Source organism: Pseudomonas sp. IPO3778, from assembly GCF_013386825.1.
Lineage (GTDB): Bacteria > Pseudomonadota > Gammaproteobacteria > Pseudomonadales > Pseudomonadaceae > Aquipseudomonas.
The window spans coordinates 47929-60697 of record NZ_JACARC010000005.1 but is presented as its reverse complement, the minus strand read 5'-3'; the positions used below and the strand labels follow the sequence as shown (position 1 = coordinate 60697).

Genomic DNA, 12769 nt, shown 5'->3' with positions numbered 1-12769 from the left:
AACGCTCAGTTCTGGATTTTGTGGTCCAGTGCTGCGTAGAAGTTGGCGCTTTGTTGCAGGTATTTCTGGGTGTAGGCGCTGGTGCTGGTTTTTTTGCTGCTGATCTCGACGCTGGCGCTGGCAGGCAACGCAACAGTGGCGGAAACAGCAGAAGCGGCGATGATCGAGAAGAGATTGAAGTTCATGTCGGTAACCCTTGTGTTCGGTTGGCTGAGTGGCCTGTGTTGGCCTTGGAACCAAACTTACGCCCGAGGGGTTAGCCTTAGAAATTCATTGAACCACTAGCCGCTATTAATACGATTAATACAACCGGTCAGGCCCCGCACAGCGGGGCCTGTGGCTTAGTGTCGCACCAGGAACTTGAGGTCGCTGGGGGCATCAATCGCCAGTTTCTGCGTGGTTTTGCCCAACAGGCCGGTCTTGGGATCGCGCTCGACGACCACAATCTCGTTGCTCTTCTGGTTGGCAATCAGCAGGAACTTGCCGCTGGGGTCCAGGGCGAACTCCCGGGGATGATCACCTTCCACCGAACGTCGCTGGATCTCCTTCAACTGCGCGGTGGCCGGGTCGATGGCAAACACCAGCATCTGGTTGGCGGTGCCACGGTTGCTCACGTAGAGGAACTTGCCGTCGCTTGAGGCGTGCAACGCGGCGCCGGCCTTGTCGGATACCGGCTGGCCGTCCGCAAAGTTGACCAACTGCTGTTGGGTCAGCTTCCCGTCGTTGTAGCCGAACACCGCCACTTGCGCGCTCATCTCGGTGGTCAGCCAGGCGTGCTTGCCGTCGGCGGTGAACAGCAAGTGCCGCGGGCCGCTGCCCGGTGGCAACTGCACAAACGCAGGGTCGGCCGGGGTCAGCGGCAGTTCATGGTTGGCCTTGGGGTCGTAGTGGTAGGCAAAAATCTTGTCCGCCCCCAGGTCCTGCACAAACACGTATTTGCCGTCCGGCGAAGACACCACCGAATGCACATGGTTGGACGCCTGGCGCTCAGGGTTGACCCGGCTGGCCGGGTGCGCGCTCAGTTGCACCGGCGGCGCCAGCTTGCCTTCGGCGTCTACCGGCAACACCGCGAGGCTGCCGCCCGGGTCTTCCAGTACCGAATAGTTGGCCACAAACAGGTAGCGACCGTCGCCGGCCAGGCTGGAATAGGTCGGCTCGTTACCGAGGCTCTGCACCTGGTTGATCAAGGTCAGTTGATGGTTGTTCGGGTCGATGCTGTAGCTGCTCACGCGCCCTACCGGGTCTTTTTGCCCCGGGCCGTTTTCATTCACCACAAACAGGTGCTTCTGGTCTTTGGACAGGGTCAGCCACGACGGGTTGGCCGCCTTGGCGGCGAGCACCGGCTTGCCGCTGAACTGCCCGGTACGGCTGTCGAACTGCAGGCGGTAGATGCCTTCGCTGGTGCCGGCGGTGTAGCTGCCCACCAGCAATTCAAAGGTGTCCATCGGTGCGGCCTGGACCGACATCGCGCCTACGCTGCCGGCCATCAGCAGGGGCCAGAATTTACGCATCATCATCCGCTTCATCCTCGTCATTATTGTTGCCGGTGACGCCGCTCATGCAGACCAGGCGGTGTTCGCCCGAGTCACCGGTAAGGGTCCAGCTTTGCAAGGTTTGATCAAAGGTCGCCGCCTTGACCTGCTCCAGGCTGAAACTCCAGCGCTTCTCGGCACGACCGTCCATGCAGATAATCAGCAATTTCTGGTCATCCAGGCTGAAATCGAAGGTGTGCAGGCCATCGATTTCGACCATCTGGCAGTCTTCAAACGCGTTGAGCAAGGTAGTGGTGTCGGCAGTCATAACCATCAATCATCAAGGGGAAAGACCTCATGATAGGTCAAATTGTTGCATCGACCTAAGCCCGCGCCATGCAAAACGCCGTGGCACAGGCCACGGCGTTTTGGCAAACAGCGCTGGATCAGTGGGCAAACAGCGAGTTGCCCTTCTGCCCCGCCAGCTTCTCGGGCTTGATCAGGAACCGCGCCAGCGCCGGCAGCAGCCACAGCGCGCCGAACATGTTCCACAGCAGCATGAAGGTCAGCATCAGGCCCATGTCGGCCTGGAACTTGATGGCCGAGAAGATCCAGGTGCACACGCCGATGGCCAGGCACAGGCCGGTGAACAGCACGGCTTTACCGGTGGATTTGAGGGTCTGGTAATAGGCTTCCTGCAGCGGCAGCCCGGCCCGCAGAAAGCTCTCCAGGCGGCTGTAGATGTAGATGCCGTAGTCCACGCCAATCCCCACGCCCAGCGCCACCACCGGCAAGGTCGCGACCTTGACGCCGATGCCCATGAACGCCATCAGCGCATTGCCCAGCACCGAGGTCAGCACCAGCGGCAGCACGATGCACAGGGTCGCCGCCCAGGAACGGAAGGTGATCATGCACATGGTGGCCACGCACAGGTAGACCAGGATCAGGATCGTCAGCTCGGACTCCTTGATCACCTCGTTGGTGGCGGCCTCGATCCCGGCGTTACCGGCGGCGAGGATGAATTCCAGGCCGTCCTTGTTGTTCTCCTTGGCGAAGTCCTGCACCGCATGCACCGCACGGTCGAGGGTTTCGGCCTTGTGGTCGTTGAGGAACACCAGCACCGGCGCCAGGGAGCAATTGTTGTTGTACAGGCCATCGGCACGGGCGATGGAGTTGTTCAGCACGTCGGGGTTGCGCGACAGGGTTTCCCATTTCAGGTTGCCCTCGTTCATGCCCTTGATCATCTGCTTGGACACGGTCACCAACGAAATGGCCGACTGCACACCCTCGGTGTTCTGCATTTTCCACATCAACTGGTCGATGGGGTCCATGGCTTCATAGCGCGAGCAGCCTTCGGCCTTGGTCTTGACCATCACCACCAGCACGTCGGAGCTGGTGGAGTAGTTGTTGATGATGAAGTTGTTGTCTTTGTTGTAGCGCGAGTCTGGACGCAGCTCCGGCGCGCCCTGGTCGAGGTCGCCGATCTTCAGGTTCTGGCTGTACCACAGGCCGCCACCGAAGGCGACCAGCGCCAGGGCAATCGACACCGGGGCGACCTTGGGGCTGGCGAACTTCGACAGCAGGCGCCAGAACGGGTGTTCGCGGTGCGCATCCTTTTTGCTCTTGGCGATGGCGCGCTTGCTGATGCCCACATAGGAGATCGCCACCGGCAGCAGGATCAGGTTAGTGAACACGATCACCGCCACCCCCACCGAGGCGCCGATGGCCAGTTCGCGGATCACGCCGATGTCGATGATCAGCAGGGTGATAAAGCCGACCGCATCGGCGAGGATCGCGATCATGCCCGGCAGGAACAGCTGGCGGAAGGTACGCCGGGCGGCGGTCAGGGCGTTGTCGGCATCGCTGGATTGCAGGGCGATGCCGTTGATCTTCTGCACGCCGTGGGAAATACCGATGGCGAAGATCAGGAACGGCACCAGCATCGAGTAGGGGTCCAGCCCGAAACCCAGGGCATGCATCAGCCCAAGCTGCCAGATCACGGCCACCAGCGTGGTGCTCAACACGGCGATGGTGCTGCGCAGACAGTTGGTAAACCACAGCAGCAGCACCAGGGTGATGACGAAGGCGATGCCGAAGAACATCACCACCATCACCAGGCCGTCGATCAGGTCGCCGACCTTCTTGGCAAAACCGACGATATGAATCTTGACGTTGGGGTTCTGCGCTTCGAACTTGTCGCGGATCTTGTCTTCGAGTTCATGGGAGAACTTGCGGTAATCCAGGGCCAGCAACTTGCCCTGGTCTTGCGGGTCCGGGTAGGACTCCAGCAGCGGGATATCGACGATGCTCGACTTGAAGTCATTGGACACCAGGCGCCCGACCTGGCCGGACTTGAGCACGTTGTTGCGCAACTGGTCGAGGCTTTCCGGCGAGCCGTTGTAGCTCTGCGGGATCACTTCGCCGCCGGCAAAACCTTCCTCGGTGACTTCGGTCCAGCGCACGCTGGGGCTCCACAGGGACTTGAGCCCGGAGCGGTCGACGCCGGAGATGTAGAACACCTCGTCGTTGATCTGGCGCAGGGTCTCCATGTACTCCTTCGTGAAGATGTCACCGTCCTTGGCTTCCACCGAGATGCGCACCGTGTTGCCCAGGTTCGCCAGGTCGTTGCGGTGCTCCATCATCTTCTCGATGAAGGGGTGCTTGAGGGGGATCATCTTTTCGAAACTGGTGGACGGGCGAATCAACGTCGCCTGCCAGAACAGGAAAATGCTCACCAGCAGGCAGATCGTGATCACTGCCGGGCGGTTATTGAAAATCAGGCGCTCGAGAAACGTGGCCTTGTCGTTGTGATGACTGCTCATTGTGTCCCCGCCTTCTTATTGTTTTGTCGGCTCGGCACCGGTGGGCGTGGCGACGCGAACGCCACCCTGCCCCACCAGAATCAAGTTGCCGTTGCCCGCCGCCGTGACCGCCGACAGCGAAATGCGGTCCGGGCGATTGAATACGCTGAAGGTCAGGCCGTCGTCATGGCTGACCACCACACTGCCGCCATTGCCCACCACCACGATGGAGCCGTCGTCCAGCAGGGTCGCTCCCGACAGGCCGAACTCCAGGGCTCCCCGGGAGGCGTTCAGCTCCACCGGCTCCCAGGTGCTGCCAAAGTCCGTGGAGCGAAACAGGTTGCCGCGCAGGCCGTAGGCCAACAGGGTTTGCGCCTGGGCCGTGCCGATCACGCCGAACAGCGAACCCTCGTAGGGGCCTTCGAGTTTTTCCCAGGTTTGCCCCGCGTCATGGGAGCGGAACATGCTGCCCTGCTCGCCGACGATAAACAGCCCGGCATCCTTCACCTGGGCGATGGCGTTGAGGTGGAACTGGTCTTCGTTGTCGAGGCGGTCGCTGACGTCGTCCCAGGTCTGGCCGCCGTCGGTGGTTTCGATCAGCGCACCGTAGGCGCCCACGGCAAAGCCGTTGCTGGCGTCCTTGAACCAGACGTCCAGCAGCGGCGCTTCGCGTTTGAGGTCCTGGAATTGCTGGGTCCAGGTCAGGCCGCCATCGGTGGTGGCGAGGATCTGTGCGTCATGGCCCACCGCCCAGCCGTGTTGGTCGTCGGCGAAAAACACCGCCGTCAGCAGTTGCCGGGTGGGCACTTTGGCTTGGGTCCAGGTGGCGCCCTGGTCGTCGGAATAGAGGATGTGCCCGCGATCACCGACCGCCACCAGGCGTTTGCCTGCGTGCACGACGTCGATCATCAGGCTTTTGGCAGCCTTGGGGGAATCAATGGCAAACACCGCGGCGGCGGTGGTTTCGGTAGCGGCGTGGGCCGCTGTCGACAACGCGACAGCCCCCAGCAACGAGAGCGCTGTGGCCAGCAATGCGACCCTGCGCGTGGCCTTCGGGCGGAAAAACACCACACCCATGACAGGCTCACTCATAGACCTTTCTCCCATTTATTATTGTTAGGTCGTCTTGCCGTTTGGAGCCCTGAAACCTGCAATCTAGAGCGCCTTGGGGAAGCTGGGCCATCCTAGCGGGCTTTGGAATCGTCTGACAATCGGCGCTACGTTATGTTTTGTTAACTGGAGGGGGTTTGAGCCGGTGCTGAATGTTACGCCATCATCCGCGGTGATCGTGGAGGGGGGCTGTTGTGGCGAGGGAGCTTGCTCCCGCTGGGCTGCGCAGCGGCCCCAATATCTTGGGAGTGCTTCGCACTCCAGCGGGAGCAAGCTCCCTCGCCACGGGGTACATTGCGATCATCGGGAATGAATTTTTATTCTATCTATTGAATATTGGGAATATTTATTCCATTAATAGCCTCCTCACAACAATAATTCGAAGGAACCCGGCTATGCGCGAACTCGGAATCGGCCTGATTGGCACAGGCTTTATGGGGCGTGCCCACGCTCTGGCGTTCAATAACGCACGGGCGGTGTTTGAGCTGCCGGTGAAGCTCACACTGGCCGCCCTGGCCGACGCCGATACCGAGCGCGCCACCCGCTGCGCCAGCGCCTGGGGGTTTGCCCAGGCCCATGGCGACTGGCAGCAGCTGATTGACGACCCCAAGGTCGACGTCGTTGCCATCACCACACCCAACCATTTGCACTACCCCATGGCCATGGCCGCGTTGGCGGCGGGCAAGGCGGTGTATTGCGAGAAGCCGCTGGCGGTGAGCCTGGAGCAGGCGGCGGCCATGCGCGAGGCGGCAAGCAAGGCCGGGGTGGTGACGCGGGTGGGTTACAACTACCAGCACAACCCGATGATTGGCCTGGCCCGGCAGTTGATCGCCAGCGGCGAGTTGGGAGAGATCGTCAGTTTTCAGGGGGAGTTCAGCGAGGATTTCATGGCAGATGCGGCGTCGCCCTGGTCATGGCGCTGCGAGGTGGGGCATGCCGGCGGTGCCTTGGCGGACTTGGGCAGTCACTTGCTGTCCATGGCGCGCTATTTGGTGGGGGATGTGCTGAGTGTGTGTGCCGACACGCAGACGGTGCATGGGCAGCGGCCGGCCACGGCCGGGAGTGAGACGCTGCGGGAGATTGAAGTGGATGATCAGGTGCATGCGCTGCTGCGGTTTGCCAATGGCGCGCGGGGCACGGTGAGCAGTAGCTGGCTGAAGCATGGGTACAAGAACCACCTGAGCTTTGAGATCAGTGGCACCCGGGGCACGCTGTTGTTTGATCAGGAGCGGTTGAATGAGTTGCAGCTGTTTCGGGTTGGGCAGGAGGGGTTTCAGCGCTTGCTGGCGGGGCCTTCGTTGCCGGGGTATGCGGCGTTCAGCCCGGCGCCGGGGCATCAGTTGGGGTACAACGAGTTGAAGACCCTGGAGGTGCATGAGTTGGTGATGGCCTTGGCTGGCAAGGGCAGCGACGGGACGGATTTTGCAGCGGCGTGGGAGGTGGAGCGGCTGGCGACGGCGATTCGGGTGGCGGCTCGGGAGGAGCGGTGGGTCAGGATTGAGGGGGTCTGAATTTGTAGAGGATTAAATGTGGCGAGGGAGCTTGCTCCCGCTGGGGCGCGAAGCGGCCCCAAAAAATGGGCCTGCTGCGCAGTCCAGCGGGAGCAAGCTCCCTCGCCACAGGTTATGTGTAAGTCATCAGGTTATGTGTAAGCCATCAGGTTATGTGTAAGCCATCAGGTTATGTGTAAGCCATCAGGTTATATGTAAGCCATCAGGTTCGGGGGCGGCGCATCAGGCGGTACGCCGCCGGGATGACGAACAGGGAGAGCAGTGGCGCGGTGAGCATGCCGCCGATCATGGGCGCGGCAATCCGGCTCATGACTTCGCTGCCGGTACCGCCACCCAGCAGGATCGGCAACAAACCGGCGATGATCACGGCCACGGTCATCGCCTTGGGGCGCACCCGCAGGACGGCGCCTTCGGTGATGGCTGCCAGTAAGGCCTGGTCCCCTCCTCCCTGGCGTTCAGCCCAGGCGTTTTTCAGGTACAGCAGCATGATCACGCCGAACTCTGCCGATACCCCCGCCAAGGCAATAAACCCGACGCCGGTGGCCACCGACAAATTGAAGCCCAGCCAGTACAACAACCAGACCCCGCCAGTCAGCGCAAATGGCAATGTCGCCAGGATCAACAACGCTTCATCCACGCGGCGGAACGTGAGGTACAGCAACACGAAGATGATCAGCAGGGTCGCCGGCACCACCAGTTTCAGGCGTTCATTGGCCCGCTCCAGGAACTCGAACTGCCCCGAGTAGCTGAGGCTCATGCCCGGCTGCAAGTGCACCTGCTGGTTGATCGCGTCACGCAAGTCCTTCACCACCGACGCCAGGTCACGATCGCGCACGTCGATGTACACCCAGCCGGAAGGCCGGGCATTTTCACTCTTGAGCATCGGCGGGCCTTCGGTCACTTTGAGGTGGGCCACGGTGCCCAGGGTGATCTGGCTGCCCGACGGTGTGTAGATCGGTAGGTTGCCCAAGGCGCTCACCGAGTCGCGCCATTCTTTCGGGTAGCGCAGGTTGATGGGAAACCGCGCCAGGCCTTCGACGGTCTCGCCGATGTTTTCACCGCCAATTGCCCCGGAAACGATGGACTGCACATCGGTGATGTTCAGGCCATAACGGGCGGCGGCCGGGCGATCGATGTCCACGTCGATATAGCGCCCGCCGGTCAGGCGTTCCGCCAGGGCCGAGCTGACGCCAGGTACCGTCTTGGCGACCTTTTCCACCGCCTGGGTCACGGCGTCGATCTCCATCAGGCTGGTGCCCGCAACCTTCACGCCAATCGGGCTTTTGACCCCGGTGGCGAGCATGTCGATGCGGTTGCGAATCGGCGGAATCCAGATATTGGTCAAGCCCGGCACCTGCACCACCCGGTCGAGTTCCTTCACCAGTTTTTCCGGGGTCATGCCGGGGCGCCATTGGTCTCGCGGCTTGAACTCGATGGTGGTTTCGAACATTTCCAGGGGCGCCGGGTCGGTGGCGGTTTCTGCACGGCCAGCCTTGCCGAACACATGGGCCACTTCCGGCACGCTCTTGATCAGGCGGTCGGTACGCTGCAACAACGCGCCGGCGGTCTGCGTCGACAAACCCGGCAGCGCCGACGGCATGTACAGCAGGTCGCCCTCGTCCAGCGGCGGCAGGAACTCACCGCCCAGCTGCGACATCGGCCATAGCGCACTGGCAACCATCAACAGCGCCACCAGCAAGGTCATGCGCGGCCAGCTCAGCACAGCGTCGAGGGCCGGCTGATAAAGTTTGATCAGGCCACGATTGAGCGGGTTGCGTTGCTCATCAGGGATGCGCCCGCGAATCCAGTACCCCATCAGCACCGGGATCAAGGTCACCGACAACCCCGCCGCGGCGGCCATGGCGTAGGTCTTGGTGTAGGCCAGCGGCCCGAACAACCGGCCTTCCTGGGCTTGCAGGGTGAACACCGGAATAAACGACAAGGTGATGATCAGCAGGCAGAAAAACAGCGCCGGCCCCACCTCCACCGCCGCGTCGGTGATGACTTTCCAGTGCTCCTCCCCCTTCAATTCCTGGTTAGGATGCCCGTGGTGCCACGCCTCGATCTTCTTGTGGGCGTTCTCGATCATCACCACCGCGCCATCCACCATCGCGCCGATGGCAATCGCAATCCCGCCCAGGGACATGATGTTGGCGTTGATCCCCTGGAAGCGCATCACGATAAAGGCAATCAACACCCCCACCGGCAACGAGATGATCGCCACCAGGGAAGAGCGCAGGTGCCACAGGAAAATCCCGCACACCAGCGCCACCACCACGAACTCCTCCAGCAGCTTGTGGCTGAGGTTGTCCACGGCGCGGTCGATGAGTTTGCTGCGATCGTAAGTGGTGACGATTTCCACGCCGGGGGGCAGGCTGGTTTTCAGTTGCTCCAGCTTGCTCTTGACCGCCGCGATGGCCTCACGCGCGTTCTTGCCGCTGCGCAGGATCACCACGCCGCCCACCGCCTCGCCTTCACCGTCCAGCTCGCTGATGCCCCGGCGCATGTCCGGGCCCAGCTGGATCGTCGCCACGTCCCCGAGGGTCACCGGCACGTTGTTGGCGTCCAGCCGCAGGGGAATGGCGCGGAAATCCTCCAGGGTTTTCAGGTAACCGGAAGCACGCACCATGTATTCCGACTCGCCCATATTCAGCACCGAGCCGCCGGTTTCCTGGTTGGCCTTGCCGATGGCCTCCACCACTTGCGCCTGGGTGATGCCGCGACTGGCCAGGGCCAAGGGATCGATCTGCACCTGGTATTGCTTGACCTGACCACCGATGGTCGCCACTTCCGCGACGTTGGGCAGGGTCTTGAGTTCGAACTTGAGGAACCAGTCCTGCAACGAGCGCAGTTGCGCCAGGTCATGTTTGCCGGTGCGGTCCACCAGGGCGTACTGGTAGATCCAGCCGACACCGGTCGCATCCGGGCCCAGCGCCGGCTTGGCCGACGCCGGCAAACGCGCCTGCAACTGGCTGAGGTATTCCAGCACCCGCGAGCGTGCCCAATACAGGTCGGTGCCTTCGTCAAACAGCACATACACGTAGCTGTCGCCGAAGAACGAAAAGCCGCGCACGGTCTTCGCCCCCGGCACCGAGAGCATGGTGGTGGTCATCGGGTAGGTGACCTGGTTCTCGACAATCTGCGGTGCCTGGCCCGGGTACGGCGTGCGGATGATCACCTGCACGTCCGACAGGTCCGGCAAGGCGTCCACCGGGGTGTTCTGGATCGACCACAGGCCCCAGGCCGTGACAAACAGCGTGGCCAGCAACACCAGAAAACGGTTGGCCACCGACCAGCGAATCAACAGGGCGATCATGGCCGGGCTCCCGGTTGCAGGCTCATGCCGTCCATGGCGTCATCGTTTTTAAAACCGTCGGACGCCGGAGCGGTAATACCCTTCAAACTTGCTTCAGAATCCAGCAGGAATTGACCCGAGGCGACCACCTGCTGGCCCTCCTGCAAGCCGGCGACGATCACGGTCTGGTCCTGGTTTTCCGCGCCCACCTGGACCTCCACCGGGCGATAACGCCCACCCTCCTCGGCCACCATCACCAGTACCCGTTTGCCGGTGCGAATCAACGCCTCGCTCGGCAGCAACAGCACCGATTGGCCGGTGGATTGGGCCAGGCGCACCTGGGCGGTCATGCCGGGACGCAACCTGCCGTCCGGGTTGGGTAACTCGACGCGAACCTGCACGGTGCGGCTGTCCATGGCGGTGGCCGGCAGAATCGCCGCGACGGAGCCTTTGACAACTTGCCCCGGCAACCCGGCAAAACGGCTCTCGACGGTTTGCCCGACCGCCAGCGCAGCGCCTTGGGCTTCCGGCACGGCGACTTGCAGCCACACGGTGCCCAGGCCGTTGACCCGCGCCAGGGTCTGGCCTGCCGCAACGGTCATGCCTTCACGCACGTCCAGGGTTTGCAATGCGCCGCCCAACGGGCTGGTCAGGGTCATCACCGATTGCACCCGGCCGCTGCGTTCCATCTGGGCGATCAACCCGGCGGGCATGCCACTCAGGCGCAGGCGCTGGCGGGCGGCGGCCAACAGGCCGGGATCGCTGTGGCGCAGGGCAAGAAACTCTTCCTGGGCGGCGGCCCATTCCGGCACCAGAATGTCGGCCAGGGGCGCGTTGGCCTTGAGCACATCACCCGGCGCAAGGGCGTAAACCCGCTCCACAAACCCGGCAGCCCGCGCCTGCACCACCGCCACATCGCGGTCGTTGAAGGCCAGGAGGCCCGACAGTTCAAGGCTCGACGCCAACACGCCACGGCTGACACTGGCCAGGCGCACGCCGATGTTCTGGGTCAGGCTCGAATCAATACGGATCGCCGCAGTGTCCGCCGCTGCGCCCTGCTCGCCGCCGTAACGCGGCACCAACTGCATGTCCATAAAGGGCGACTTGCCCGGCTTGTCGAACTTTTGCTGCGGGTACATCGGGTCGTACCAGTACAGCGCCTTTTTCTCGTCCGGCGCCTGCATCGCCCCGGCCATGGCCGGTTGTGCCGCGCGCATCTGCGCCAGCCAGTAGCCACCGCCCAGGCCCAGCAGCAGGACGCCGCCCAACAGCGCCATGTTCACGATTCGGTTATTCATTGGCGGGTTCCCCGTAAGCGAAATACAGCTGGGCGCCGGTCAGGGCGCGCTGCTCAATGGCATCAATCTGTTTGAAGCGCGCCTCGACCAACTCGCGGCGGGCGCTGACCACGTTCATCAGGTCGCCCTTGCCCGCGCGGTAACCCGCCAGGCTCAGGGAAACCTTCTCCTCGGCCAGCGGCACCAGGCTGTCCTGGCTGCGCTGCACGGCGCGGTCCAGGCGCTGATAGGTGGCCAGGTCGTCTTCCAGTTCCTGGGTGTGTTCGCGGGTCTTGGCTTCGCGTTCGGCGTCCAGTTGGTCGAGTTCGGCTTGCTTGGCGGCAATGCCAGGGTTCTGTCGGCGACCGGGGAAAATCGGCAAATCGAAGGTCAACTGCAGGCTCACCATGTCGCCGTATTCGCGGCCTCGGTGCTGGTAGTCCACTTCCCAACTCCAGTCGGAGGTCTTTTGCGCCTTGGCCTCGTTCAGCCGTGCTTCGGCCTCGCGGGTGCGCGGCACAAAGGCTTGCAGCACCGGGTGTTGATGCAGGTTGTGGGTGAAGCCGGTGGTGTCGACCTTCCAGTTGGGCAACTGGCCGCTGGGGGCTTCGCTGGCGGCCGGGCCGATCCAGCGCTTGAGGGCGGCACGGGCCTGGGCGCGTTGCTGGATCAACTCGTCCTCGCGCTCGGCAAGGTCGGCGGCCTCCTGTTTGGGAATCACGGCATCCGAGGGCTGGCCACGGCCACCGGCCAACTGCGCCCGTACGGTGTCTTGCAGCAGGCGATTCTGCTCATAGAAGTCCTTGAACAGCGCGTCCTTGCGCTCCACCGCATAGGCACGAATCCACGCCTGGGCCGTGGCCTGGCGCACGTTGAGGCGTTCGATCCGGCCTTCCGCCGCCGCGGTATCCACCGTGGCGGAAGCCAACTCAACCCGTGCCTTGCGCTTGTCGCGGCTGGGCACCTGTTGCTGGATGCCGATCATTTGATCGGTCATGTCATCGCCATACAGCGTGCCGCGATTGGGCCCGCCGATGGGGAAGTTCTGCAGGCCCACTACCAGTTTCGGGTCCGGCAGTTCACCTGCGGGAATCGCCGCCTGGGTGGCCGCCTGCAATTTTGAGGATTCAGCCGCCAGGGACGGCGCATTGTTTTGCGCCAGGCGCAGGGCTTCATCCAGGGTCAGTGCAGACGCCAGCGTCGGCCACGCCAGCACGCCCACCAACAGGGCACGCACGCAGAGGGAATTCATCTTGAAATGTCCTGTTTTGTTGCGCTGCGCACCGCTTTACACGGCCACAGC

Annotated in this window: 9 protein-coding genes; 1 reads left to right on the top strand and 8 read right to left on the bottom strand. The window is 62.7% G+C overall.

Translation table 11 applies throughout. From position 1 onward, the window contains the following. Positions 1 to 5 precede the first annotated feature (5 nt). From HX855_RS01090 to HX855_RS01070, 5 genes are all read right to left on the bottom strand, one after another. A complete protein-coding gene (locus HX855_RS01090) occupies positions 6 to 185 on the bottom strand; it encodes a hypothetical protein (RefSeq protein WP_003211212.1) in 180 nt (59 codons plus the stop codon). Between the two features lie 156 nt (positions 186 to 341). Beyond that, positions 342 to 1517 carry a lactonase family protein gene (locus HX855_RS01085; protein WP_177089637.1) on the bottom strand — a complete coding sequence of 392 codons (1176 nt, stop codon included), beginning with the start codon at positions 1515 to 1517 and terminating at the stop codon, positions 342 to 344. Beyond that, positions 1504 to 1800, bottom strand: a complete 297-nt coding sequence (locus HX855_RS01080) for a DUF5629 family protein (protein ID WP_177089638.1) — start codon at positions 1798 to 1800, stop codon at positions 1504 to 1506. Before HX855_RS01080 ends, HX855_RS01085 begins: the two co-directional genes overlap by 14 nt. Positions 1801 to 1918: 118 nt before the next feature. Continuing rightward, positions 1919 to 4294 (bottom strand): RND family transporter, encoded by a 2376-nt coding sequence (locus tag HX855_RS01075; protein WP_177089639.1) that lies wholly within the window; start codon positions 4292 to 4294, stop codon positions 1919 to 1921. Positions 4295 to 4309: 15 nt separating this feature from the next. Next, the gene (locus HX855_RS01070) at positions 4310 to 5350 is read right to left on the bottom strand and encodes a YCF48-related protein (RefSeq protein WP_177089699.1); all 1041 of its coding nucleotides are present in this window, start codon (positions 5348 to 5350) and stop codon (positions 4310 to 4312) included. A gap of 428 nt (positions 5351 to 5778) precedes the next feature. Here HX855_RS01070 and HX855_RS01065 point away from each other — a divergent pair, with 428 nt between their 5' ends. Continuing rightward, entirely contained in the window at positions 5779 to 6894 is a 1116-nt protein-coding gene (locus tag HX855_RS01065) for a Gfo/Idh/MocA family protein (RefSeq protein WP_177089640.1), read from the top strand. Positions 6895 to 7096: 202 nt separating this feature from the next. Here the strand turns inward: HX855_RS01065 and HX855_RS01060 are convergent, their stop codons facing one another. The 3 genes from HX855_RS01060 to HX855_RS01050 are packed head-to-tail and all read right to left on the bottom strand — an operon-like array spanning position 7097 to position 12718. Then, complete coding sequence (locus HX855_RS01060; RefSeq protein ID WP_177089641.1) at positions 7097 to 10210, bottom strand: efflux RND transporter permease subunit; 3114 nt, start codon at positions 10208 to 10210, stop codon at positions 7097 to 7099. Beyond that, entirely contained in the window at positions 10207 to 11487 is a 1281-nt protein-coding gene (locus tag HX855_RS01055) for an efflux RND transporter periplasmic adaptor subunit (RefSeq protein WP_177089642.1), read from the bottom strand. Before HX855_RS01055 ends, HX855_RS01060 begins: the two co-directional genes overlap by 4 nt. Further along, on the bottom strand, positions 11480 to 12718 hold the full coding sequence (locus tag HX855_RS01050; RefSeq protein ID WP_177089643.1) for a TolC family protein: 1239 nt from the start codon (positions 12716 to 12718) through the stop codon (positions 11480 to 11482). The genes HX855_RS01055 and HX855_RS01050 overlap by 8 nt, the downstream gene beginning before the upstream one ends. Positions 12719 to 12769: the final 51 nt, after the last annotated feature.

Excerpts from the sequence above, each read along its gene's own strand:
- HX855_RS01090 (WP_003211212.1), bottom strand. The coding sequence starts at position 185 with ATGAACTTCAATCTCTTCTCGATCATCGCCGCTTCTGCTGTTTCCGCC.
- HX855_RS01085 (WP_177089637.1), bottom strand. The coding sequence starts at position 1,517 with ATGATGATGCGTAAATTCTGGCCCCTGCTGATGGCCGGCAGCGTAGGC.
- HX855_RS01080 (WP_177089638.1), bottom strand. The coding sequence starts at position 1,800 with ATGACTGCCGACACCACTACCTTGCTCAACGCGTTTGAAGACTGCCAG.
- HX855_RS01075 (WP_177089639.1), bottom strand. The coding sequence starts at position 4,294 with ATGAGCAGTCATCACAACGACAAGGCCACGTTTCTCGAGCGCCTGATT.
- HX855_RS01070 (WP_177089699.1), bottom strand. The coding sequence starts at position 5,350 with ATGGGTGTGGTGTTTTTCCGCCCGAAGGCCACGCGCAGGGTCGCATTG.
- HX855_RS01065 (WP_177089640.1), top strand. The coding sequence starts at position 5,779 with ATGCGCGAACTCGGAATCGGCCTGATTGGCACAGGCTTTATGGGGCGT.
- HX855_RS01060 (WP_177089641.1), bottom strand. The coding sequence starts at position 10,210 with ATGATCGCCCTGTTGATTCGCTGGTCGGTGGCCAACCGTTTTCTGGTG.
- HX855_RS01055 (WP_177089642.1), bottom strand. The coding sequence starts at position 11,487 with ATGAATAACCGAATCGTGAACATGGCGCTGTTGGGCGGCGTCCTGCTG.
- HX855_RS01050 (WP_177089643.1), bottom strand. The coding sequence starts at position 12,718 with ATGAATTCCCTCTGCGTGCGTGCCCTGTTGGTGGGCGTGCTGGCGTGG.